The organism is Streptomyces sp. NPDC032091 (genome assembly GCF_055580265.1).
This window is the reverse complement of sequence record NZ_JBVILR010000018.1, coordinates 163,370-186,034: the sequence shown is the minus strand read 5'-3', so window position 1 is coordinate 186,034 and position 22,665 is coordinate 163,370. Positions and strand designations below refer to the sequence as shown.

Annotated in this window: 24 protein-coding genes; 13 read left to right on the top strand and 11 right to left on the bottom strand. The window is 76.5% G+C overall.

What is annotated here, in order from left to right; translation table 11 throughout:
• Nucleotides 1–222 precede the first annotated feature (222 nt).
• Nucleotides 223–678, bottom strand: coding sequence for a hypothetical protein (locus tag ACZ5NJ_RS26885; RefSeq protein ID WP_468767894.1), 456 nt, complete (start codon nucleotides 676–678; stop codon nucleotides 223–225).
• Between the two features lie 92 nt (nucleotides 679–770).
• Between ACZ5NJ_RS26885 and ACZ5NJ_RS26880 the strand changes: the two genes are divergently transcribed.
• Nucleotides 771–1,064 (top strand): hypothetical protein, encoded by a 294-nt coding sequence (locus tag ACZ5NJ_RS26880; RefSeq protein WP_468767892.1) that lies wholly within the window; start codon nucleotides 771–773, stop codon nucleotides 1,062–1,064.
• A gap of 42 nt (nucleotides 1,065–1,106) precedes the next feature.
• On the opposite strand, the gene ACZ5NJ_RS26875 is transcribed toward ACZ5NJ_RS26880, so the two are convergent.
• Nucleotides 1,107–1,526 (bottom strand): hypothetical protein, encoded by a 420-nt coding sequence (locus ACZ5NJ_RS26875; RefSeq protein WP_468767891.1) that lies wholly within the window; start codon nucleotides 1,524–1,526, stop codon nucleotides 1,107–1,109.
• 269 nt (nucleotides 1,527–1,795) lie between these two features.
• Between ACZ5NJ_RS26875 and ACZ5NJ_RS26870 the strand changes: the two genes are divergently transcribed.
• Nucleotides 1,796–3,199: an MFS transporter gene (locus tag ACZ5NJ_RS26870; protein ID WP_468767889.1), complete on the top strand. Its 1,404-nt coding sequence runs from the start codon at nucleotides 1,796–1,798 to the stop codon at nucleotides 3,197–3,199.
• A gap of 62 nt (nucleotides 3,200–3,261) precedes the next feature.
• Nucleotides 3,262–3,999, top strand: a complete 738-nt coding sequence (locus tag ACZ5NJ_RS26865; RefSeq protein WP_468767887.1) for a peptidoglycan-binding domain-containing protein — start codon at nucleotides 3,262–3,264, stop codon at nucleotides 3,997–3,999.
• A gap of 10 nt (nucleotides 4,000–4,009) precedes the next feature.
• Here the strand turns inward: ACZ5NJ_RS26865 and ACZ5NJ_RS26860 are convergent, their stop codons facing one another.
• Nucleotides 4,010–4,753 carry an SDR family NAD(P)-dependent oxidoreductase gene (locus ACZ5NJ_RS26860; protein ID WP_468767885.1) on the bottom strand — a complete coding sequence of 248 codons (744 nt, stop codon included), beginning with the start codon at nucleotides 4,751–4,753 and terminating at the stop codon, nucleotides 4,010–4,012.
• A gap of 136 nt (nucleotides 4,754–4,889) precedes the next feature.
• On the opposite strand from ACZ5NJ_RS26860, the gene ACZ5NJ_RS26855 reads away from it, so the two are divergent.
• From ACZ5NJ_RS26855 to ACZ5NJ_RS26845, 3 genes are all read left to right on the top strand, one after another.
• A complete protein-coding gene (locus tag ACZ5NJ_RS26855; protein ID WP_468767881.1) occupies nucleotides 4,890–5,966 on the top strand; it encodes an RNA ligase (ATP) in 1,077 nt (358 codons plus the stop codon).
• Nucleotides 5,967–6,114: 148 nt separating this feature from the next.
• Nucleotides 6,115–7,032: an NADP-dependent oxidoreductase gene (locus ACZ5NJ_RS26850; RefSeq protein WP_468767902.1), complete on the top strand. Its 918-nt coding sequence runs from the start codon at nucleotides 6,115–6,117 to the stop codon at nucleotides 7,030–7,032.
• An 83-nt stretch (nucleotides 7,033–7,115) separates the two neighbouring features.
• Nucleotides 7,116–7,454: a hypothetical protein gene (locus ACZ5NJ_RS26845; protein WP_468767880.1), complete on the top strand. Its 339-nt coding sequence runs from the start codon at nucleotides 7,116–7,118 to the stop codon at nucleotides 7,452–7,454.
• A 114-nt stretch (nucleotides 7,455–7,568) separates the two neighbouring features.
• On the opposite strand, the gene ACZ5NJ_RS26840 is transcribed toward ACZ5NJ_RS26845, so the two are convergent.
• From ACZ5NJ_RS26840 to ACZ5NJ_RS26825, 4 genes are all read right to left on the bottom strand, one after another.
• A complete protein-coding gene (locus ACZ5NJ_RS26840; protein ID WP_468767878.1) occupies nucleotides 7,569–10,571 on the bottom strand; it encodes a poly(A) polymerase in 3,003 nt (1,000 codons plus the stop codon).
• Complete coding sequence (locus ACZ5NJ_RS26835) at nucleotides 10,571–12,319, bottom strand: RNA ligase family protein (protein WP_468767876.1); 1,749 nt, start codon at nucleotides 12,317–12,319, stop codon at nucleotides 10,571–10,573. Before ACZ5NJ_RS26835 ends, ACZ5NJ_RS26840 begins: the two co-directional genes overlap by 1 nt.
• A 108-nt stretch (nucleotides 12,320–12,427) precedes the next feature.
• Nucleotides 12,428–13,072: a hypothetical protein gene (locus tag ACZ5NJ_RS26830; protein WP_468767873.1), complete on the bottom strand. Its 645-nt coding sequence runs from the start codon at nucleotides 13,070–13,072 to the stop codon at nucleotides 12,428–12,430.
• A 94-nt stretch (nucleotides 13,073–13,166) separates the two neighbouring features.
• The gene (locus tag ACZ5NJ_RS26825; RefSeq protein WP_468767871.1) at nucleotides 13,167–13,631 is read right to left on the bottom strand and encodes a hypothetical protein; all 465 of its coding nucleotides are present in this window, start codon (nucleotides 13,629–13,631) and stop codon (nucleotides 13,167–13,169) included.
• A gap of 285 nt (nucleotides 13,632–13,916) precedes the next feature.
• Between ACZ5NJ_RS26825 and ACZ5NJ_RS26820 the strand changes: the two genes are divergently transcribed.
• The 3 genes from ACZ5NJ_RS26820 (at nucleotide 13,917) to ACZ5NJ_RS26810 (ending at nucleotide 16,747) form a co-directional block, all read left to right on the top strand.
• Nucleotides 13,917–14,924: an NUDIX domain-containing protein gene (locus ACZ5NJ_RS26820; RefSeq protein ID WP_468767870.1), complete on the top strand. Its 1,008-nt coding sequence runs from the start codon at nucleotides 13,917–13,919 to the stop codon at nucleotides 14,922–14,924.
• A 185-nt stretch (nucleotides 14,925–15,109) separates the two neighbouring features.
• Nucleotides 15,110–15,697, top strand: a complete 588-nt coding sequence (locus ACZ5NJ_RS26815) for a hypothetical protein (protein ID WP_468767868.1) — start codon at nucleotides 15,110–15,112, stop codon at nucleotides 15,695–15,697.
• A gap of 108 nt (nucleotides 15,698–15,805) precedes the next feature.
• A complete protein-coding gene (locus tag ACZ5NJ_RS26810) occupies nucleotides 15,806–16,747 on the top strand; it encodes a class I SAM-dependent methyltransferase (protein ID WP_468767866.1) in 942 nt (313 codons plus the stop codon).
• Nucleotides 16,748–16,871: 124 nt separating this feature from the next.
• On the opposite strand, the gene ACZ5NJ_RS26805 is transcribed toward ACZ5NJ_RS26810, so the two are convergent.
• Complete coding sequence (locus ACZ5NJ_RS26805; RefSeq protein WP_468767864.1) at nucleotides 16,872–18,371, bottom strand: DEAD/DEAH box helicase; 1,500 nt, start codon at nucleotides 18,369–18,371, stop codon at nucleotides 16,872–16,874.
• Between the two features lie 342 nt (nucleotides 18,372–18,713).
• Between ACZ5NJ_RS26805 and ACZ5NJ_RS26800 the strand changes: the two genes are divergently transcribed.
• On the top strand, nucleotides 18,714–18,917 hold the full coding sequence (locus tag ACZ5NJ_RS26800; RefSeq protein WP_395513821.1) for a cold-shock protein: 204 nt from the start codon (nucleotides 18,714–18,716) through the stop codon (nucleotides 18,915–18,917).
• Nucleotides 18,918–18,984: 67 nt separating this feature from the next.
• Here the strand turns inward: ACZ5NJ_RS26800 and ACZ5NJ_RS26795 are convergent, their stop codons facing one another.
• From ACZ5NJ_RS26795 to ACZ5NJ_RS26785, 3 genes are all read right to left on the bottom strand, one after another.
• Nucleotides 18,985–19,188 carry a ferredoxin gene (locus tag ACZ5NJ_RS26795; protein ID WP_468767863.1) on the bottom strand — a complete coding sequence of 68 codons (204 nt, stop codon included), beginning with the start codon at nucleotides 19,186–19,188 and terminating at the stop codon, nucleotides 18,985–18,987.
• A 5-nt stretch (nucleotides 19,189–19,193) separates the two neighbouring features.
• Nucleotides 19,194–20,393, bottom strand: a complete 1,200-nt coding sequence (locus tag ACZ5NJ_RS26790) for a cytochrome P450 (protein WP_468767861.1) — start codon at nucleotides 20,391–20,393, stop codon at nucleotides 19,194–19,196.
• A 168-nt stretch (nucleotides 20,394–20,561) separates the two neighbouring features.
• Nucleotides 20,562–20,906, bottom strand: a complete 345-nt coding sequence (locus tag ACZ5NJ_RS26785) for a thioredoxin family protein (RefSeq protein WP_468767860.1) — start codon at nucleotides 20,904–20,906, stop codon at nucleotides 20,562–20,564.
• Nucleotides 20,907–21,198: 292 nt separating this feature from the next.
• On the opposite strand from ACZ5NJ_RS26785, the gene ACZ5NJ_RS26780 reads away from it, so the two are divergent.
• From ACZ5NJ_RS26780 to ACZ5NJ_RS26770, 3 genes are all read left to right on the top strand, one after another.
• Nucleotides 21,199–21,468 carry a hypothetical protein gene (locus ACZ5NJ_RS26780; RefSeq protein ID WP_079424156.1) on the top strand — a complete coding sequence of 90 codons (270 nt, stop codon included), beginning with the start codon at nucleotides 21,199–21,201 and terminating at the stop codon, nucleotides 21,466–21,468.
• A gap of 75 nt (nucleotides 21,469–21,543) precedes the next feature.
• On the top strand, nucleotides 21,544–22,164 hold the full coding sequence (locus ACZ5NJ_RS26775; RefSeq protein WP_468767858.1) for a DUF7691 family protein: 621 nt from the start codon (nucleotides 21,544–21,546) through the stop codon (nucleotides 22,162–22,164).
• Between the two features lie 102 nt (nucleotides 22,165–22,266).
• Nucleotides 22,267–22,623, top strand: coding sequence for a YciI family protein (locus ACZ5NJ_RS26770; protein ID WP_468767857.1), 357 nt, complete (start codon nucleotides 22,267–22,269; stop codon nucleotides 22,621–22,623).
• Nucleotides 22,624–22,665: the final 42 nt, after the last annotated feature.

Genomic DNA, 22,665 nt, shown 5'->3' with positions numbered 1-22,665 from the left:
GGGGGGGGGGGGGGTGGGGAGGGGTGGGGGGGGGGGGGGGTGGGGTTGTGGGTTGGTTTTTTTTTTTTCTTTCTCTCCCCCTCCCCCCCCCCCCCCCCCCCTCTTCTCCCCCCCCCCCCCCCCCCCCCCCCCCCCCGAGGCCGAGGTGGCCCAGCAGGCGCAGGCGGGGGGCGGGGGGAGTCGGCGGGGACGCCGGTTGTGGGCGCGGGTCGTGGGCGGGGCTCATCCCCCCGGGTGGGGCGCGGCCACCTCCAGGAACCGGCGGCCGCGCGGGCCCCGGTACAGCAGGCAGTCCCAGCCGTGGCGCTCCAGCTCCGCCGCGCAGGCCGCCAGCCGCTCCCGCTCCTCCCCGGCGGCCCCGCTCCCGGGCGGCCCGGTCCAGCTGACCTCCACCCGCCCCTCCGGCCCCGGCGCCACCCGGTAGCCGGTGCGGCTGCGCCGGCCGTCGGCGTCCACCGCGGAGGGCGGGAACCCCGCCGCCTCCAGGACGAGGGCCACCGCGCGCCGCGTCATCCGCAGCTCCCACGGGGCGGGAACGCCGGCGCCCCCGGTCAGCAGGCGGCGGATCTGCAGCAGCCCCTCGTACGCGGTGCGCAGCTCGGCCGCCCGCGCCGGACCCGACGGGGGCGGACCGTCACCCGTCGCCGGTTCCAAGCCCTGCCCCTGGGGATCCGCCACCACGCCCGCCCTCCGCCGTCTGAGTACCCCCTTCCAACGGCCTGAGTATCCGCGCCGATTCCCCGCCCCGGCGCCGCTGCTGAAATGGCGGCATGACCTCGGAATCCCCCCGCCCGCGCCTGCACCGGGTGACCTGCGCCGGCTCCGCCCTCGCCGTGGCCCTCGTCCCGCTCGTGGTCGGGGTCCTGGTCGCCAAGGGGATGGCCGCCGACCCGCACGCCCCGGTGAACGCCCTGATCACCGGTGGCGGCCAGCGCGCCGGACTGCCGCGCGCCGAGTGGAGCCGGCGCGGCCACAGTGCGGTGCGCCGGCTGCGATCGGCCCGCCGGACGGTCCGCGGCCGGTGCGGGGCGCTCAGGGGCACGGCGGCTCCCGGAGGCCGGTGACCCGGTGGCCGGCCCGCTGCGGCCCGGTCCCGTCCGTACCGTTCAGCGGGCGTACTGGCGGACGCAGAGGTCGACGATGGAGGGCGGGACCGTCCCCTCCGCGGCCTCGCACAGTTCCTCCCCGAGCGGCGGGGGAGGCGCGGCGCGGTGCGGAGGTACGGGCTTGGGGGGCCGGGCACGACGCGGCGGCGCGGGCTTCGGCGGACGTTCGGCCGGCGGACGGGCCTTGCGGACGGGAGGTGCCGGAGCGGGGTCCGGCGTCGGGTCCGGGACCTCGCCCAGCGGGAGGGCCCGCGGGGGCGGCGGGGTCGGATCGGGGCGACCGGCGTCCGGGGCGCCGGCGGGCGGTGCCGAGCCCCGGGCGGGGCCCGGGACGCCGTGCTCCGGGCCGACGGAGACGCAGCCGGCGCTCGCCAGGAGGGCCAGGAGGGAGAGGGGCAGGGCGGCCCGGCGCAACAGCACCCGACCACCATGCCGCAGTCCGGGCCGACCCGGTCGCGCCGCTCACGCTTCCGGGTGACGCGGCCGGGACGGGGGAACCACCCGCCACCCCGGAGAACCGATTCTCCACAGGGGTGGCCGGGGAAGGCCCGGACGGCCGCAGAATGGGCTCGAACGCGATCGGCACGGCACGGCAGTGCGGGCGGCGGGGGAGGCGCGACCCCCGGCGCCCGGTGCCGCCGGGCCCCGTTCACCGCCCGTCCGCCTTCACCCCGTACGGAGTGCCGAGCATGACCGAACCCGCCGCGTCCAGCGTTCCCCGAACCGGCGACCGTCCCCTGAAGGGATGGGCGGCCGTCGCCGCCGTCTCCCTCGGGATCTTCTGCCTGATCACCTCCGAACTCCTGCCCATCGGACTGCTCACCCCCGTCGGCGCCGACCTCCACGTCTCCGACGGCACCGCCGGCCTGATGGTGACCGTCCCCGGAATCGTCGCCGGCTTCTGCGCGCCCCTCGTCGCCGTCGGAGCCGCCCGGATCGACCGGCGGCGCGTGCTGTGCGCGCTGATCGGCCTGATGGCCGCCGCCAACCTCGCCGCCGCCGTCGCCCCCGGCTTCACCGTCGTCCTGGCCGCCCGGCTGCTCGTCGGCATCGGCGTCGGCGGGTTCTGGGCCATCGCGGGCGGTCTCGCCGTCCGGCTGGTCCCCGCGCACCGCGTCGGCCGGGCCACGGCCCTGATATTCGGCGGCGTCCCGACCGCCTCCGTGCTCGGCGTCCCCGCCGGGACCCTCCTCGGCGAACTCGGCGGCTGGCGGGCGGCCTTCGCGGCCGTCGGCGCCCTCGGCGCGCTCGCCCTGGCCGCGCTGCTCCTGCTGCTGCCCGCCCTGCCGCCGGCCGCGCCCGTCACCTTGGCCGAACTCCCCGCCCTGTTGCGGGGCAACGCCGGGGTCCGCACCGGGGTCGCCGTGACCTTCCTGGTGGTCACCGGCCAGTTCGCCGCCTACACCTTCGTCCGTCCGATCCTGCGGGACGTCTCCGGCGTCGGCGCCGGGTCCGTCAGCACCCTCCTGCTCGGCTACGGCGTCGCCGGGGTCGCCGGCAACTTCCTGGCCGGGCCGCGCGACCCCCGCCGTACGCTGCTCACCGTCAGCACCGTCCTCACGGGGGTGCTGGCCCTGACGGCCGTCCTGCCGGGGGCCGTCGCCGGGACCTGCCTGCTGCTGCTCTGGGGCCTCGTCTACGGCGGGGTGTCCGTCAGCCTCCAGAAGTGGATGCTGAGGGCCGCGCCACGGGCCGCCGAGGCCGCGTCCTCGCTGATGGTGGCCATGTTCAACGTGGCCATCGCGGCGGGTGCGCTCGCCGGCGGGCTCGCCGTGGACCGGGTCTCCGTGCCCGCCGCCCCGCTGACCGGCGCCGCCCTGACGCTCGCCGCCGCCGTCACGCTGGCGGTGCACCTCCGGCGGGCCCGGAGCGGGGAACCGGGCCCCGGAGCGGCGGGCGGAGAGCGGATGGATGGGGCGGATCGGACACCCGGCTTGACCGGAGCCGCCCCGGACGGAAAGAGTCCGCTCAAGAACGACCGTATGAGCCGCACTTCGGAGACGCCTCAGATGCCGATACCCGTCCGCTCCCTGCTCACTCCGCCGGCCACGGGAGCGGGCCAGACCCCGGTCGCCCGGCGGCGCAGGGCCTGACCGGCGGGTGGGGGCCGGTGCCGCACCGTCGCGCCGGCCCCCCACCGTGCCGGGAGACAACCGTGTCCCCACACCCCGATGAGAGCGGGCCCGAGCCCGACGACCGCCTGTTCGTACGCCCCTACGTCGGCGTCTCCGAGAGCCCGTCCGCCCCGGCGTACCCCGCCTGGCCGACGTTCGCGGAACCGGCCGAGGCGCTGACCGTCCCCCTGCCCCGGGTGCCGGCCGAACACCCGGCCCGCCCCGCGGCGGCGGCGCCCCGCCACGTGCCCGAGCGGCGGGGGAGCCGGCTGCCCCTGGCCGTCCTCGCGCTGGGGGTGCTGGCCGCCGGGGCGGGCACGCTGGTGTTCCTGCTGAGCGGGCCCGACCCGGACACCGCCGAGGCCGCCGTCCGCCCGGACCTGGCCCTGCCGGCGCTGCCCGCCCGCAGCCCGGGCGCCGGGGAACCCGAGGTGCGCAGCCAGGCCGCCACCGCGAAGCCCTCGGCCTCCGCGTCCACGCGCGGCCCGTCCGCCTCCGCGTCCTCCGCCAAGCCCGCCCCGAGCCCCTCGGCCGGTGGCCCGGACAAGAACGCGAAGCAACCGCCCGCGGACTCCGGGACGCTGCGCCCGGGCGACAAGGGGCCCGAGGTCAGGGCCCTCCAGGAGCGGCTCTACGGGCAGGGTTTCACCTATGTCAGGGTGACCGGGGTCTACGACGGCCAGACCAAGCGCGGGGTCTCCCAGCTCCAGCGGGACCGCGACATCAAGGGCGACCCGAACGGCGTCTACGGCCCGGCGACGCGCGCCGCGTTCGGCTGACGCCGGGGGTTCAGCGGCCGCCCGAAACGCGCAGGACCGCACCTGTGGTGAACGAGGCGTCCGGCGACAGCAGCCACGCGACGGCCCCGGCGATCTCCTCCGGCTGCCCGGGCCGACCCAGCGGGGTCGCGCCGGCCGTGCGGGCGGGTCGGTCCGCGTCGCCCATCGCCGCGTGCATGTCGGTCTCGATGACGCCGGGCGCCACGGCGTTGACCCGGATGCCGTCCGGCCCCAGCTCCTTGGACAGCCCGACGGTGAGCGTGTCGACGCCCGCCTTGGTCGCCGCGTAGTGCACGTACTCCCCGGGACTGCCCAGGGTGGCGGCCGCGGAGGAGACGTTCACGATGGCCCCGCCGCCCGCCCGCGCCATGTCCCGGGCGGCGCGGCGGCAGCACAGCAGGTAGCCGAGCAGGTTCACCTCCACCACCCGCCGCAGGTCCTCGGTCCGGGCATCGGCGAGACGGCCCAGCGGGCCCGTCACCCCGGCGTTGTTCACCAGCCCCGTGACCCGCCCCAGCTCGGCCCCGGCGACGTCGAAGAGCCGCTCGACGTCCTGCTCCCGCGCGGTGTCGCCCCGCACCGTCACGCACCGCGCGCCCGCCGCCCGTACCCGCTCCGCCACGGACTCGGCGGCCGCCTCCTCACGGGCGTAGCCCAGCACCAGGTCGTGGCCCTCCGCCGCGAGCCGGACGCAGGTGGCCGCGCCGATGCCCCTGCTCCCCCCGGTGACGACGGTGACGGGGCGCTGCTCCATGGGGGTCCTCCAAGTCGTACGGCCGTGAGGCCGGTTGCCGGGCGGGCGCAGGCTAACACCCCGATATCCGCTGGACCAGCGGAAATGGCGGCCCCGACAGTGGTCCGGCACACCCCAGCCGAGCCGAGGAGCCGCCGTGTCCACCCTGCGCGTCACCGCCGAGGAACTCACCGTCCACGCCCATCCGAACGCCGACGCCCTGGAACTCGCCCAGGTGGGCCTCTACCGGGCCGTCGTCGCCAAGGGCGCCTACCGGACCGGCGAGTTCGCCCTCTACATCCCGGAGCAGGCCGTCCTGCCCGCCGCCCTGATCGAGGAACTCGGGCTGACCGGCCGGCTCGCCGGGAGCGCCCACGACCGGGTCAAGGCCGTCCGGCTGCGCGGGGAGCTGTCCCAGGGCCTGGTGTGCCGGCCCCGCGCGCTCGACGGCGTCGATCTGGAGCGCGCCGCCGAGGGGGGCACCGACTTCGCCGAGGCGCTGGGCATCGTGAAGTGGTCGCCACCGGTCCCCACGACGATGAACGGCGAGGTCGAAGCGGCTCCCGGGCTGCTGCCCTGGGTGGACGTCGAGAACCTCCAGCGCTACCCGCGGGTCTTCGAGCCGGGGGAGGCCGTCGTCCTCACGGAGAAGCTCCACGGAACGGCCTGCCTGGTGACCTACCTGGCCGGCGAGGAGCGCGTCCTGGTGTCCTCGAAGGGGTACGGCGCGCGCGGCCTGGCGCTCAAGGAGGACGCGGGCAACGTGTACTGGCGGGCCGTCCGCGGCCACGGCGTCGAGCGGGCCGCCGCCCGGCTGGCCGAGCGGCTCGGCGCGACCCGCGTCGGCGTCTTCGGCGAGGTGTACGGGGCCGGGGTGCAGGACCTGTCGTACGGGGCCCGGGCCGGGGACGCCGGCACCCCGCCCGGGTTCGCCGTCTTCGACGTGTCCGCCGAGATCGACGGGCAGGTGCGCTGGTTCGATCCGGCGCGGGTGCTGGAGGAGGGCGAACTCCCGCTGGTGCCGCGGCTCTACGAGGGGCCGTACGCCCTGGAGACCGTGCTGGAGCTGGCCGGCGGACGGGAGACCGTGTCCGGCCGGGGCCTGCACCTGCGCGAGGGCGTCGTCATCCGGCCGGCCGTCGAGCGGTACAGCCCGGTCGTCGGCGGCCGGGCCATCGCGAAGGCGGTCAGCCCGGCCTACCTGACCCGCAAGGGCGGCACCGAGTACGAGTGAGCCGGCCGCGGGCTTCGCCGCCGCCCGCGTTGCGGGCGGCGTGCGCCGGGCCGTTCGTGGTGGGATGGGGGAAGGGGCGGCCGCGCCGGCTCACCTTCACCGAGAGGGCACACCCATGTCACAGGACCCCCAGGACGGCCGGCCCACCATGCGGGCGATGGCGTACGAGACGTACGGCGGACCGGAGGTGCTGGCCGAGACCCGGCTCCCGGTCCCCAAGGTCGCTCCCGGCGAGGTCCTCGTCCGGGTGCGGTGCGCGGCGGTCAACCCGGTGGACTGGAAGATCATGGCCGGCGGCCTCGACGGCCTCATGGACGTCGTGTACCCGGTGGTCCCGGGCTGGGACGTGGCCGGCACCGTCGAGCGGGTCGGCATCGACGTCCCCGAGTTCGCGGAGGGCGACGAGGTGATGGCGTACGCCCGCAAGGACTACGTGCACGGCGGCACCTTCGCCGAGTTCGTCTCCGTCCCCGTACGGGCCCTCGCGCGCAAGCCCGCCTCGCTCGACTGGCGGCAGGCCGCCGGTCTGCCGCTGGCCGGGCTCACCGCGTACCAGCTGCTGACCCGCCTCGGCACCGGCGGGGGCGACACCGTCCTGGTCCACGGCGCGGCGGGCGGGGTCGGCTCGCTCGGCGTGCAGATCGCCCGCGTGCTCGGCGCCCGGGTCATCGGCACCGCCTCGCCCCGCAACCACGACCGGCTGCGGGAGCTGGGCTGCGAGCCCGTCGCCTACGGGGACGGGCTCACCGAACGGGTGCGCGCGCTGGCCCCCGACGGGGTGAGCGTCGTCGCGGACTTCGTCGGCGGGGTCCTGGACGTCACCACGGCGGTGCTCGCCGAGGGCGGCCGGCACGCCTCCATCGCCGACCACACGGTCCTCGGGGCGGGTGGCCAGTGGATGTGGGTCCGCCCGGTCGGCGAGGACCTCGCGGCCCTGGGCCGCCTCGCCGACGAGGGCCGCCTGACGGTCACCGTCGCCGAGACCTTCCCCCTCTCGGCCCTCGCGGAGGCCTTCGCCCTGAGCCAGGCGGGCCACACGGCGGGCAAGATCATCATTGAACCCTGACCCTTCTTCAGGCCCCGCTCTGCCGGCCCCGAACTCCTCCGGCCTCTCCCGCCACTGGCTCCCGGCCTTGATTCAATGGGCTCATGAGAGAGAACACGGGCGGGAAGCGGCTTCCGTACGGGATACCGACGGAGGTCGTCCTGCTGGCCACACCCGACGGCTGGCGCCGCAGCACCTTCACGGCGGACGGCTCGGTCTTCTGCGGGCGGCTGGAGGCAGCCACCGCCGAGCAGGCCAAGGAGAACACGGCCGCGAATCTGTGTGAACTCGGACGCGAGTTCCACGGCACCGCCCTCGACGTCACCTGGGAGCCCGGCCGGACACCGGGCTCCTGGAACGGCCGCGTCCACCCGTCCCCCGAGCCGGTCCGCGGCGAAGCGGTCCCCCTCCCGCCCGACGCCGCCCCCCGAACGACCGCCTAGGGCGCCTCTTCCGGATCTTGCTCCCCCGGCTACCGCCGGGAGGCGCCCCCGGACCCGCGCCGCCCGGCACCGCACCGCGCGGGCGTTCGGAGGGCGGGAGTTTGATGACAGGCCCTAGAGCAGGTCCGGGACCTCGCCGCCGTTCGCGCGGGTGACCTCCACGCCCGGCAGGCCCGCGGCCCAGGGAGCCGTGAGGGCGGCCAGGGTGGCGGCGTCCGGCGGGGTGGGGCCCAGGCCCACCGCGTAGCGGGCCCGGGCCGGGGACCGCTCGAAGGGGCGGGGCCACGCGTGGGCCTCGGTGAGCCCGGCCTCCTCGAACGCGCCGAGCAGGGCGCGCAGCCGGCCCCGGGCCCGGCCCAGGTTCTCCTCGAACTCCCGCGCCGCGTCCCCCCGTACGGTGACCACCGCCCACGCCGCGTGCCGCCGGTGCGGCGGGGCCGCCGCCGGGATCCCGCCGAGCCCCTCCAGGTCGGCCTCCAGCCGCTCCCAGGTCTCGTACAGCTCCCTGACCATCAGGTCCCGCAGCCCCGCCCCGACCTGGGCGGTGCAGCTGCGGACCGGCGCCGAAGGGGTCAGGACGGTGACCGGGTCCGTACCCGCGGCGGCGTCGGTCACCGGGTCCAGGGACACCGGCTCGGCCCAGTCCCAGGCCGCCCAGGTGCCGAAGAACTCCCGCCGCAGCGCCGCGGGCGACCGGTCCCCGGCGTCCCGCACCGTCCGTGCCGCCAGCACGGCCCAGGCCAGCCCGGGCAGGCCCCCGAAGGGCGCCGAGTCCAGGCCCCGGGCCCGCGCCCAGGCCTTGACCTCCCGGGCCAGCGCGGCGAAGGCGGAGTGCCCGGCCCCCACCGACTCCCGTACGGCGTCGGCGTCGGAGAGCGCGCTCAGCGCCACCGCCGCCGCCTCGCCGAGCTCCGCCCGCCGGTCCACGGCCAGCGCCGGGTCCAGCGCGCCGGCCCCGACCACGACCAGGTCCACGTCCAGTCCCGACACGCACATCCGCAGCCCCGGCACGCGGGCACCCGTCACCTCGCGCAGCCGCTCGGCCTCCGGCAGCGCGGCCGCCACCCGCGCCCGCAGCGTCCCCGCGCCGGGCGCGCCCGGCAGCACCGCCACCAGGTCCAGGTCGGCCCCCGGCAGGGCGCACCCCATCGCGCGCGACCCGGCCGACCGCACCACCGCCTCGGGCAGCGCGGCGGCGATCCGCGCTGCCACCAGCCCGGCCACCCCACCACCCGCACCCGTCACGGCAACTCTGGCGCCCCGTGTCGCGGCGGCCCCGGGTGTCAGGTCCGCAGCCGACTCGCCCGCTGGGGGAGGGTTGTCGGTGGGGCGGGGCTCGGGCCGGGGGAGGTTTCCGGCCGGTGGGGTGTCGGGCTTCCGGGGCCCGGCGGCTTCGGCGTCGAGCGGTTCCCGGGGGTCCGGCCCGTCGGTCCAGCGCCAGGTGCCCGTGCCCAGGTCCACCAGGGCGCGTACCCGCATCGGGCCGTCACCGCGGCGGGACAGGACCGCGAGTTCGGCGACACGGGCCGTGCGCGGGGCGGTGCCGAGCCGCTGGGCGCACTCCTGTTCCGTCCGGCGCGGGTCCGTGCTCCGGCCCAGGGTGAGGTGCGGGGTCCAGCCCGCGGAGCGGCCCCCGCAGCCGGGGAAACGCCCGGCCAGGGCCCGCCGCAGCTCCTGCCACGGCGCGTCCCCGCCCTCACCGGCCGCGGGGTCCAGCCAGAGCGTGGCGTCCTCGCGCCGCCCGAAGGAGTGCACCCCGTCCAGCCGGGCGGTGAACGGCCGGATCCCCGCCGCCGCCCCGGCCAGCAGCGGCAGCGCCCGAGCGAAGGCCGACTCCGGGACGAAGCCGAACAGCAGGTTGACGTGGGCCGGCCAGCGCTCCACCCCGGGGTCGTGCGCCCGGCGCAGCTCCGCGACCGCCGGGTCGTCGGGCGGCAGCCAGGCCACCGCCGTCCGCGCGGTCGCCGGTACGTCGAGGAGCGGCCCGGCCCCGTCCGGCACCCCGTACTCCACGGTGGCCTCCACCCCGAAGTGGTCGGAGGCGAACAGCCCGTCGGGCGCGGGGGAGTCGCCCCGCAGCGCCGCCTCCCGTACCCGCGCACCGGCGGCGGAGGACAGCAGGATCCGGTCCAGCCGGCCCGCCCGCCCCGTCAGGGAGCCCACCGCGGCCAGCGGATTGGCCCCGGGGTCGAAGGTCGGCGTGTCGTCGGCCGGCCCGTGCACCTCGTTCCAGGCGTCCCGCAGCCCCAGCGCGGCGGCCGGCCCCTCGGCCCCGCAGCGGCCGTCGTTGAAGTCGCCGAGCAGCGCCAGGCCGGCGTCGATCCCGCCCAGTCCCTCGGCCAGGCGGGCCAGTTCGGCCTCCCGGCGGCCGGCGCCGTCCTCGGAGTGGTCGCTGCTGAGGTGCGTCGCCGCCACGACCAGCGGGCCGCCGGCGGTCTCCACGGTGACGGCGGCGACCGCCTTGTGCCGGCCGAGCACGTGCAGCCCGGCCTCCCGCACCGGCAGCCGGCTCAGCACCAGCAGCCCGCTGTCCGCCACGTCGGCGCCGTCCGGATCGGTGCCCACGACGTACCCGGCCCGCACCCACGGCTCGGCCAGCAGCAGGGCCAGCAGGGCCGGTTCGACCTCCTGGAGGGCGATCACATCGGCGTCGGCCACCGCCAGGTCCGCCAGCAGCAGCGGCCGGCGCCGGGCGGTGGCGATGCGCGGGGCGTCGTACCGGTCCCACAGGGTGTTCCAGGTCAGCAGCCGCACCCGCGCCGGGGGCGGCGCCGCCGGACCCGCCTGGACGGGCCGCCAGGCGCCGCCGCCCGCCGGGTCCCAGGCGTGCGGGGTCCGGGCGGTGAAGAAGGGCTCGCGCAGCAGCCGCGGGGCGCGCACCCGCCCAGCCCGCGTCGAATCGATCCGGTCGAGCCCGGTGGCCCGGTCCCACACCAGCTCGCCGTCGGCCTCGACGAACAGCACCCGGTGCCACGGGATGTCCCCGCCCGGCACGAACGAGGGCAGCGGCACCCGCTTGGGGGCGGCCCCGCGCTGGAGCAGTCCGAGGGTGAACCGCGCCGGGTCGAAGCGGGGGTCCCAGCGGACCTGGTGGTAGAGCTGCTCACTGGTACGCATCAGAGGTCCTCCCCCTCGTCGGCGGCCCGCAGGGACCCGGCCGCGTCCTCCACCGTTCCGCCCGCCCCGACGTACCAGGTCCGGTGCGCCTGCCCCGGGTGGGGCGGGCTGAACCGGCGCAGCTGCGCGGCCAGCACCGCCTCCGGCACCGGATGCGGGCGCACCGCGTTGCGCCGCAGCAGCTCGGCCTCCCCGACCAGCACCACCACCCGGGTGACCAGGGCGTTGCGGCGCCGTGCGACCGCCCCGGCCAGGCCGCGCTGCCGCTCCGTCAGGGAGGTGGCGTCCCACACCGCCGTTCCTCCGGCGGCCAGGGCGCGGTCGAGCCGCTCCAGGCCCTCCCGCAGCACCTCGGGGTTGGCCCGCTGGTCGGCGCGCGCCCCCCGGGCCTCGCGCAGGTCGTCGAGGCAGACGTACGCGTCCACCCCCGGCAGGTTCCGCGCGAAGGTGCTCTTCCCGCTGCCGGAGGGCCCGCACAGCTGGATCAGCCGCGGGTACGCCGAGCCGTCCCGCCACCGCCAGGTCGCGGCCACGGCCTCCTCGGCGGTGGACAGCGCGCCCCGGCCGAAGGCCTCGCGGGCCTCCGCCCAGCAGCGGTCGGCGGCGTCGGCGTCCAGCCTGAGGAGGGCCGGGCGCAGTCCGTCCCGCAGGGGGCCCAGCGGGTCGGGGCCGAGCAGGCCGGCCTCCTCCGCGCACAGCGCGGACCACTCGGCGTACTCGCGCTCCTCGGCCGTCGCGCCCGGCAGGGCGGCCGCCAGGGCGTGCAGCACCCCGAGGTCGGCGGCCGACGCCAGCCGGACCAGCCCGGCCCGCCGCTCCCCGTCCGGGTAGGGCCTGCGCAGCACCGGGTACAGCCCCACCAGGTCGGCCACCCGGCGCGCCGTCCGCATCCCGAGCGGCCCCGCGGCGAGCCGCGCCGAGAGGGCGGCCCGGGGCTCGCGGTGCAGGGCGGCGGCCAGCACCCCGGCCAGCCGGGCCTCCCCGGTGCGGCCGGCGCCGTCCAGCCGTGCCGTGACTCCGGCGACGGCCCGTTCCTGCTCCGGACCGGCCGGAGCGTCCGCCCCCACGGCCGACAGCAGGGCGCCGGCGTCGGGTTCGGACCCCGAGCGGACGGCCCACAGCGGGGCGGCGGGGCCGAGGCCGTTCACCACCACCGGCGCGTACATCCAGTGCGTGTCGGTCCGCACGTGCCCGCCGCGCACCCACTTGGCCACGTACCGCCCGAAGTCCGCGCGGCCGAAGCCGGCCGTGGTCCGGACGACGTAGCCCTCCTGCCGGGAGGTGTCGACCCGCAGCCCGCGCAGGGCGCGCTCGTCGTAGACCCCGCGCCACAGCACCCGCGGTACCGGTACGCCGAGCCCGTGCAGGAACCGCACGGTGCGGTCCCAGTCCAGGCAGCGGTCGTCGGCGTCCCACACCGAGAACCCGTAGAACCAGCTGTCGAGTTCCCCGTAGCCGAGGGAGTGGCGGGCGTACAGGTTCTCCCCGCAGACCCGCCAGCCCGCCGGGATCCGGGCCCCGATCCGGCCCTGGAGGCCCTTGACCCAGGCGCGGGAGGGGTGGTGGCCGGAGTCCAGGGAGCGGGCGTGCAGCCCGTCCGCGTACAGGGTGGTGTTCTCCCCGTCGAGCTTCTCCGTGACCACCACTTCCCGTCCGGCGAGATCCGCCGTCCCGCGGGCGCGCACGTCGTCCGCCGTGGCGCCGGGCGACCACGGCAGGTGCGCGGTGCGGGGGTAGTGCGTGCGCATGGTCGGCTCCTGCTCGGGGGACGGGGTGTCCGGTCACTGTAGGTATCCGGAGCGGGCGCATCCACCCAATTCCCTTGCGCACGGGCGGTGCCCGGTGCCGGGCGGTGTTCAGTCGGGCAGGTCGAGTTCGTGGAACTCCAGCCCGTCCGCTCCCAGTTCGGTGTTCTCGGCGTGCTCGGCCATGCGCGCGGCGTACTCGGGGTGCCCGGCGAGCGAGGTGTAGGTGTCGAAGTCCAGGTCGAGGACCTCGGCGAGGTCCGCGAGGTACACGTCGAGTCCGGGGTACATCACGGCCACGTACGGCAGGTCGTCGATGTCGGTCACCAGCACCGGGTACTCGCCCGTGGAGTCCGGCGAGCCCAGGTAGAGCAGGCGGCGCGAGTCGCTGCCGCCGACGAGCGGCAGGCAGACGGCGGGCAGCAGCCGCTCGAAGTCGTCGAAGGTCGAGGCCATGCCGCAGCCCTCGCCGTACATCGACTGCGCCGTCGCGCCGAGGCCCCGGTCGCCGAACACGGGCTCGGCCGGGTCGTCGTACCAGCCGACGCAGGCGAGCCAGGAACCGTCGAACTCCAGCCAGCGGCGCAGGCTGGGCGGCAGCGGCCGCCCGCCGGGCAGCGTCAGCCGGTCGAGCACCTCGGGCGCGACGGGCACCGGCTCGTCCACGTCGGGAGCGTCACAGGTGGGCCAGCCCCGTTCCCGAACCCGTTCGATCACCCGGTCGACCAGCGCGACGCCATGCATGTCCTCGTTCATGCGGTGCACTGTGCCACGCCGCACCGACAGCGGAGTCCGGGCCGCTTCGACGGCCTGCGCCCTGCCCGGTGCATCGCCTCCCGGGACAGAACACCTAGTGGCAGAGGGCGACGATCGCGGGGTCGACCCGGCCCCTGGCGGCCTCGCACAGGGCGGACATGTCGTACGGAGGGGGCGCGGGCCGGGGTCCGCCGTGTGCGGGTTCCCGGCCGCGCGGCTTCGCGGCGGGGGTGCGGTGGGCCGGGCGGGCGGGGGAGGCGTGGTGCGGGGGCCGGTGGTCGGGGCGGGGAGGGGCGGCGGGCCGTTCGGGGCGGGGGCGCAGCTCGGTCTCCGGGGCTCCGGCGGGGGCGGCCTCCTCGGCGGGCGGTGCCTCCCGCGGCTCGGGCACGGGCCCCAGCGGCAGGCCCCGCGTCGCCGGCGGCCGGGGCGTCCACGCCGTCCGGGACGCCGCGGGCTCCTGCCGGGGGGCCTCGGCGGGCGCCGGCGGCCGTACGGTCACACACCCGGCGGCCAGCAGGAGGACGGGGACCCAGAGCGGGAGGGGGGAGCGCGACGGCATCCGCCCACCCTGCCGTACCGGAGCACCGTCCGGCGCCCCCGCTCACACGGACGGGTGAGTGCGGGGCCGCATACGTGGTCGGACCAGCGACTTTCACACCGCCAGCCCGCACGACGGACCGTATCAAGATCGACATAATCGGGCAATAAGGAAGGTCGAGAGGGCCGGGAAGGTATACGGGTGGTAAAGCCGGGGCGCCTCCGACCACCCGCCGCCCGCCGTAACCCGAGGGTCGCGCCCGCTGTTGGACGGACGGCGGACCCACCCACGGTGAACGGAGTGCCCATGCCCCAGCTGACCGACGACCCCGGACGGGCGGGCACCTGGATGACCCCGGCGGAGTACGGGGCCTCGCGCGCCTCCCTCTGGACCGGAGCGGTCGTCCTCGTCACCGACACCGACGGGCGGGTCCTCGTCCAGAGCGTCGACTACCGCCCCGACCGGCTGCTGCCCGGCGGCGCGGTGGACGCGGGGGAGGCCCCCGCGGCGGCCGCCGCCCGCGAGGTGCGGGAGGAACTCGGGGTGGACGGCCGCTACCCGCGCGGGCTCGCCGTGGACTGGATCCCCGCCGGCATCCCCGGCATCCCGCCCGAGATGCGCTTCCCCGGCGAGATCCTGCACGTGTACGACGGCGGCACCTGGAGCCCCGAACGGATCGAGTCCATCCGCCTGCCCGACCAGGAGATCACCGGCATCGACTTCGCCGAGCCCGCCGACCTGGCCGTCCTGATGGAGGCGGGCGACGCCCGCCGCGCCCTGGCCGCCCTCCGGGCCCGCGTCAACGGTTCGGGACCCGCCCTGCTGGAGGACGGACGCCCCACCGTCCCCACCGCCCTCGACCGGCTCGGGGTCCTGCGCACCCGCCGCGTGCCGCAGCACGGCACCTGGCACCCCGGCCCCGTCCCCGCGCACCTGCCCGTACGCGGACACTCCGGCTGGCTCTTCGCCCCCGACGGCCGGGTCCTGCTGCTCATCGCCCGCGCCACCGGCGCCGCCCACCTCCCCGCCCCGAAGGCGGAGCCCGCCGTGGCGGCCCTCCCGCTCGGCTACCGGTACGCCGACCGGGCGGCGCTGGCCCGTACGGCCGCCCGCCTCACCGGGCTCGCCCCGGCCGGGGACCCGGCGTACGCCCGGCTGCTGGCCACCCCGGAGCAGGTGCGGGAGCTCAGCGACTGGGGTCCCGAGGGCCGTCGGGAACTCGCGGCGGTGCACGCGGCCCGCGTCCAGCTCGGCCTCCCCCTCCCGCCCCGCACCCCGCCCACGGAGCTCCCCGAGCAGGGCCTGCGCTGGTGACCGGCCCGCCGGGCCGAGCCGCACCGGCCCGGCCCGGCGGGGGTCGCCGCCGCTGTCCGCGCGCCCGGGCCGGCCCGCTTCCGCCCGGCGGGTGCGGCCCCCACCGGCCGAGTGCCGGGGCCGGCCGGAGCGCCGAGACCGGCCCCGGCCCCGCGGGCCCCGGGCCGGTCGTGTGGAATGGGGGCATGGGGACCTGCGAGATACAGACGGACGGGACGCCGGGGGACACCCGGGAGACCCCGGCCGCGAGACCGGCGGCCGGGCGCGGCCCGGTGCCCGACGGGCGGCCCGGGCCCGCCTCCGGGCACTCCGCCCCCGACCGCTGGCGCTACGCCCGCCACCTCGACCGCCTCGCCGCCGCGGGGGCGGCCGGCGTGGCGGGGGAGGCCGGGGCGGTGGCCGCCGTCCTACGCGACCCCGACCCGGTGATGGCGCAGAGCGCCGTGGTCACCCACCTCGACCGCCGCGCCGTACGGCTGCCGGCCGACGCCGGGTTCCGCGACTGGGCCCGCGCGCTGCACTCCGTACTGGAGGGCCACGCCTTCCCCGCGCGCCGGCTGCGCGAGTGGACGCTCCTCAAGGCGATGGCGGGCGGCGGGACTTGGTCCCCGGCCGAACTCACCGCGGCCTCCGACTGGTGCCAGCGCACCGCCGTCGCGTCGCCCGCCTCCGACGCGGCCCTGGCCCTGCTGGCCGCCTCCGCCCGGACGCGCGCCGTGCGCAACGCCGCCGCGCGGCGGCTGCGCCGGCGCGGCGGCCTCCGATCGGAATGATCAACACACCGGAGTGCTCGCCATACGGCTGTTCGGGGGTTTAAGGTCTGGTTACCCGGCCGGGTATCAGCGTTGAACCGATGCCATTCCGCTGGAGGATGACTCTCCGTGTCGCACGTTTCACAGGCTCCCGTCACCGCCGACGTCGAGCCCGCACCGCCCGCACCCCGGTCGTTCGAGGAGGTGAAGGGTTGGTTCTCGGCGTATGACCAGGTGCTCTTCGACTGGTTCCTGGCCCGCCAGAACGACACCGGAGAGGCGAAGGGCGACCTCCTCGAACTGGGCGCGTTCATGGGCAAGAGCGCGATCTTCGTCGCCCGGTACCTGAGGGAGGGCGAGGAGTTCACCGTCGTCGACCTCTTCGACTCGCCCGCGCCCGACGGCGACAACCTCGAAGAGGTCCGGGATTCCTACCCCACCCTCACCCGGCGCGGGTTCGAGGCCAACTACCTCGCGTTCCACGAGGAGTTGCCGACCGTCATCCAGGCCCCGACCTCCGTCGTCGCCGACCGGGTGCGCCCCGGCAGCTGCCGCTTCGTCCACATCGACGCCTCCCACCTGCACGAGCACGTGGTCCAGGACATCGCCTCCTCGAAGCTCGTCGCCGCGCCCGGCGCCGTCGTGGTCTTCGACGACTACCGCTCCGAGCACTGTCCCGGCGTCGCGGCCGCCGTCTGGGAGGCCGTGGCCGTCGGCGGCCTGCGGGTGATCGCCGTGTCCGCCTCGAAGCTCTACGCGACCTGGGACGACCCGGAGCCGCACCAGAAGGCGCTGACCGGCTGGCTGGAGGGCCGCACCGACCTGTGGCACGGCGTGGACACCGTCTGCGGGCACCCGCTGGTGCGCATCGGCGACCACGGCGTGGCCGCCCCGCCCGCCCCGGCGCCGCTGCACGCCCCGGCCGAGCCGGCCGCTCCGGCGACGCCGCCGCCCGCTCCGAAGCCCGCCCCCCGGCCGGCGCCGGCGGCCGCCTGGCGCGCGGTGGCCAAGGACCTGCTCCCGCCGGTGCTCACCCGGGCGATCGTCACCGCCCGGCGCCGCCGGGGCTGAGCCTCCGGGGTGTCCGGCAGGTCAGGGCCGGACACCCCGAGCCGTACCGCGCCCCGGTACCGCCGACGGCACGCGCCGGCACCCCGACGCCCGCCGGGGCGCCGCCGCCGGCGCCCCGGCGGTGTCAGAGCCCCTTGCGGACCCGGGCCGCGCGGCGGGCCTCGGCGGCCTGGCGGGCCTCGATCGTCTTGCGGGACTCCTTGCCCCGGCCGGTCCGCCCCGGGCGGGTGCCGAGCCCGCGGAAGCCCAGCTCCGTACCGCTCGGCCGGCCCTTGGCGTCGGTCGGCAGCGCCCCGGACAGCGGGACCCCGGAGGGCTTGCGCGCGCCGGTGATCCGGCTCAGTGCCGCCTCGCCGGAGCGCACCTGGGTGGTGGTCGGCCGGATCTTCGCGTCGGCCATCAGCCGGACCATGTCGCGCCGCTGGTTCGGCGTGACCAGGGTGACGACCTTGCCGGACTCGCCGGCACGGGCGGTGCGCCCGCCGCGGTGCAGGTAGTCCTTGCTGTCGGCCGGCGGGTCCACGTTGACCACCAGGTCGAGGTCGTCGATGTGGATGCCGCGCGCCGCGACGTTCGTCGCGACCAGGACCGTGAGCTGCCCGTCCTTGAACTGGCCGAGCGTCTTCGTCCGCTGCGGCTGGGACTTGCCGCTGTGCAGGCCCTCCGCCCGGACGCCCATCGCCCGCAGGTGCTTCACGAACTGGTCGACGCCGTGCTTGGTGTCCAGGAACATGATCACCCGGCCCTCGCGCGCGGCGATCTCGGTCGCCGCCGACACCTTGTCGGCCGCGTGGATGTGCAGCACGTGGTGGTCCATCGTGCCCACCGACGCCGACTGCGGGTCCACGGAGTGCGAGACCGGGTCCTTCAGGTAGCGGCGCACCAGCTGGTCGACGTTGCGGTCCAGGGTGGCCGAGAACAGCATGTGCTGCCCCTCGTGGTGCACCTGGTCCAGGAGCTCGGTGACCTGCGGCATGAACCCCAGGTCGCACATCTGGTCCGCCTCGTCCAGCACGGTGATCCGCACCCGCTCCAGGTGCACGTCACGCCGCTTGACCAGGTCGCTCAGCCGTCCCGGGGTGGCCACCACGACCTCGGCGCCGCTGCGCAGCGTCCCCGTCTGGCGACCGATGGACAGCCCGCCGACGACGGTGGCCGTGCGCAGCCCCAGCGCCTGCGCGTACGGGGCCAGCGCCTCCGTCACCTGCTGCGCCAGCTCGCGGGTCGGTACGAGGACCAGGGCGAGCGGCCGCTTGGGGTCGGCCCGCCGGCCGGCGGTGCGCGCCAGCAGCGCCAGGCCGAACGCGAGGGTCTTGCCGGAGCCGGTGCGGCCCCGGCCGAGGATGTCGCGGCCCGCGAGGGAGTTCGGCAGGGTGGCCGCCTGGATCGGGAACGGCTCCCGCACCTGCTGGGCGGCCAGGGTCTCCACCAGCTCAGCGGGCAGCCCGAGTTCGTCGAACGAGGCCACCGGGGGCAGGGCCGGGGTGGCGGTCCGCGGCGTGGCGAACTCGCCCTGCGGGCCCAGGGTCCGCGGGGCCTTTCCGGCGCCGCCGCCCTTGGACCGGGAACCTGCCGACGCCGCGGCCTTGATGCCGAAACGCCCATGAGCTGACGGGTTCTTCATGCAGAACCTTCCGTGAGGAGAACCGAGCGGGGAGGGCGACGGGGGCCGACACGGCGACGAGCCGGGGTCCGTACCCCTCGGTACGGTCCCCGGCTCGTCGTACGCGTCCGCACCGGGCGTGAGCGCCCCGCGCCTGAAGTCTTCCGCCCATTTTACCAGCGCCCCCACCGCGGCGGCGGGGTGCCGGCCCCGGCCGGCGGGGCCTGGGCTCCCGCAGGGTCGGGCGGGCGTTCGATCCGCCCCGGTTGGCGGCGCCCGGAGTGTGGTCCGCGGGGCGGGTGGGCAGGATCGAGACGGCCGCGCAGGCGGCCCGAGCGGAACGTCGAGTGAGGATCAGTACCGATGGCAACTGGCACCGTGAAGTGGTTCAACGCGGAAAAGGGGTTCGGGTTCATCCAGCAGGACAACGGCGGCCCCGACGTGTTCGTGCACTTCTCCGCCATTCAGGCGCAGGGCTACAAGTCCCTCGACGAGAACGCCCTGGTCGAGTACGAGGTCACGCAGGGGGCCAAGGGTCCCCAGGCGGAGATGGTGCGGCCGGTCTGACCCGGCCCCGCGCGCCCCGTACGGGTGACAGCGGCCCCCGCCGGCCCGGCCGGCGGGGGCCGCGGCGTCACTGCGGCTCCGCCTCCCGGACGGTGATCGCCGAGACCGGGCAGGCGCGGGCGGCCTCCCGGACCAGGGGGCTGCCGTGGCCGTCCTCGCGGCCGGGGAGCACCTCGCTGAGCCCGTCGTCGTCCTGGGTGAACACCTCGGGGGCGGTCAGCACGCACTGGCCCGCTCCGATGCAGACGTCCCGGTCCACGGAGATCCGCACGCCGCTCACCACGCCACCGGCAGCTCGACCATGCCCTGGATGGTGTCCCCCGGCTTGAAGGGGATCGTCTCCGGGTCGGCGGCCAGCCTCAGGCCGGGCAGCCGCTCGAACAGGGTGCCGAGCGCGATCTCCATCTCGGCCCGGGCCAGGTTCTGGCCCAGGCACTGGTGGATGCCGAAGCCGAAGGCCAGGTGGCGGTTGGCCGAACGGTGCCAGTCGAGCGCGTCGGGGTCCTGGAACACCGCCTCGTCCCGGTTGATCACCGAGGTGGAGAAGACCACCCCGTCACCCGGCCTGATCACGGCCCCGCCGACCTCGATCTCCTCGGTGCAGACCCGCAGCATCGCGTCCGCGATCGACAGGAACCGCATCAGCTCCTCCACCGCCCCCGCCATCAGCGAGGGGTCGGCCCGCAGCTCCGCCAGCCGCTCGGGGTGGCGCAGCAGGGTGAAGGTGCCGAGGGAGATCATGTTGGCGGTGGTCTCGTGCCCGGCGATCAGCAGGATCGCGGCCAGCGAGACCAGCTCGTCGACATCGGTCTCGCCGGTCTCCAGCCGGGTCCCGACCAGCTCGTCCAGCAGGCCCTCGCCCGGTTCGGCGCGCTTGCGCAGGATCAGCTCCCGCAGGTAGTCCTGGAGCCGCGTCCGGGCGTCCTCGACGTCGGCGGGGCCGGGGCCGCGCAGCAGCCGCCGCGACTGGGCCTCGAAGAACTCGTGGTCCTCGTACGGGACCCCCAGCAAGGCGCAGATCACCATGGACGGCACGGGCAGGGCGAACGCGCCGACCAGCTCGGCCTGCGGGCCCTTGGCCACCATCGCGTCGATCAGCCGGTCCACGGTCTCCTGGATGCGGGGCCGCAGGGCGGCGGCCCGCTTCACCGAGAAGCTCGGGATCAGCATCCGGCGCTGGGCGTTGTGCACGGGGTCGTCTTCGCCGAGCAGCGCGGTCCGCTGCCGGGTGATCCCCTGGAACCGTGCGCTGGGCAGCGGGAAGGACTCGTGGGTCCGGTCGGTGGACAGCCGCCCGTCGGCGAGCAGGGCCCGCGCCTCGGCGTGGCCGGTGACCATCCAGACGGTACGGCCGTCGAAGAGGGAGACCCGGGTCAGCGGGCGGGTGTCCCGCAGGGGCTGGTAGGCGGCCGGCGGGTGGTAGGGGCAGGTGCGGTCCTGCGGGAAGGAGAGGGCGGAGGGCAGGGTTTCGGACATGGAGAACAACACCTCGCAAGGGATGGTTCCGTCTCGCCGGAGTCCATTACATGCCTCAGGCACCTATCCTACCTATGCCACTTTCGGCCAGCCTGCCCGAGTTCACCCTCAGGGGCACGCCCCGGCCCCGCCGGACCCCGTGGACTCCCATTAGACCCCCACCGGACCCTAGACCCCCGCAGCCTCCAGGAAGCCGCGCAGCTCCGCCGGCGTCATCGGGCCGGCGTGGGTCGCCACCGCCTCGCCCGAGCGCAGCAGGACCACGGTCGGGGCGCCGGTCACCCCGTAGCGGTGGGTCGTCGCCGGGCAGCGGGTGATGTCCGTGCGCACGGCCGTCAGCCGGGCCCCGTACTCCTGCGCCAGCTCCGCGACGACGGCGTCCAGCGCCCGCGAGGGCGCCGCGGCCTTCGGCCAGGCGCCGGTGAAGTAGGCCAGCACCGGGCCCTCCTGCGCCATCGCGGCGATGAAGTCGAATTCCTGGTCCTCAAGGGGCCGGTGTACCCGACGGCTCATGGGCGGTGCTCTCCTCGGCTCGTGCCTGTGCTCCCCGCCAGCCTAGGGGGTGTCCGCAAAGTCCCGCCTGCCCCGCGACGCCCGGCACGCACTCTCGCCGCACCGGGCGCAAGACCGAGTACGTCCAGTACGAGGTCTCGCGCCCGGCGCACCGAGAGCACGCACCGGACGCCGCGGGGCCCGCCCTGCGGGCGGACGACGCTACTTTGCGGACACCCCCTAGGGCCTGTCGAGCGGCGCCGGCCGTGCGACGCCGGAGGCCGTTGTCAGTGGGGCCTGTGATCCTGGGCGCATGGACCTCAGCACACCGCGCCGCAGGGTCTACGGCGCCGACCACGACGATCCCGATCCGGGCCCCCGCCCCGGGCGCGCCTACGGCGAGCTCGTCGGCGGCCCCCTCGACGGGCTGCTCCTCGACGTCACCGGCTGGAGCCCCGCCCGGCTGGCCGAAGAGGCCCGCCTGCCCACCGAGATAGGCCGTTACGGGCCGGGCGGCCGCGCGCACTACCGCCGCCGCGCCGCGGACCCGGGCCGCTGGGACTGGTCGGGGGACAGCAGGTAGCCGTCGGCGGCGCCGCTTCCGCCGGAAGGGCCCGGTTCGGGGAACATGGAGCTTCGCCTGGGGAAGGAAGTGGCCGTGGGTCACCTTGTCATGAGCACCGGCAGCATGCGCGACGCGATGAGGCTGCTCACCGCCGTCGAGCGGACGCCCGAACAGGAGCGGACGCTCGTCACCGTCCGTGAGAAGTGCCGCACCGTGGACGGCCGGCTGCACACCCAGGGCATCGACCTCGACGTCTCCGTGGCCCAGGCCCTGGAGGAGCTGCTCGACGGCGCCGTCACCGCGGAGCGGGGTCCCGGCTACCACCACGCGCTGCACGCGCTGATCTCCTCGTACTTCTCGGACACCCACGACCTCGGCGACTGGCGGCGCCAGTCCTGGTTCTGGACGGTCGACGAGGAGGTGTCGCGCACCGGGCTCCCCGCCCGTCTGGCCCTCTCGCAGATCCTCCTGTCCGGGCCGCCCGTGCGGCTGCCGCCCGCCGGTGACAGCACCCCCTGGATGGGTACCTTCCCGACCGCCCTGGCCGCCGAGTTCGTCGCCGCGCACGAGGCGGTGCTGGACCGGGTGAACCCGGAGGTCCGGGAGACCGTCGAGGTCTTCCTCAAGGCGATCCGCTGCGAGGCCGAGGAGTGGGCCTCCACGGAGGAGGGCCTGCGCGCCCGCCGGGACACGATGTTCTTCTGGTGCTCCTGACCGGAGAAATTCTTTTCCGGGAGCTGTCGATTCCGGCCCCTCCCGTTCGACGCAGGGGTGAGAGGCGGGGACGGTCCCCGCCCTCCCGACCGAGGAGTCACCATGCCGCGCTTCCTGAGCCTCATCCGCATCGACGAGCAGGACCTCCCCCCGAAGGACTTCCCCCCGGAGTTCGAGCAGCGCATGGGCGCCCTCCTGGAGGAGGTCACCAAGGCCGGCGTCATGCTCGACACCGCCGGCCTGCTCCCCACCTCCCAGGCCACCCGCCTCGACTGGTCCGGCGGGAAGGTCGGCTTCACCGACGGCCCCTTCACCGAGACCAAGGAGGTCATCGGCGGCTACGCCCTCCTCCAGTGCAAGGACAAGGCCGAGGCCCTGGAGTGGACCAAGCGGTTCCTGGAGACCCACCCGACGTCGTGGCACGTCGGAGCCGAGGTCCGCGAGATCCAGGAGATGTGAGCCCCGCCCGCGGGAGCCGGCCCGGCCGTCTCCCGCGGGCCG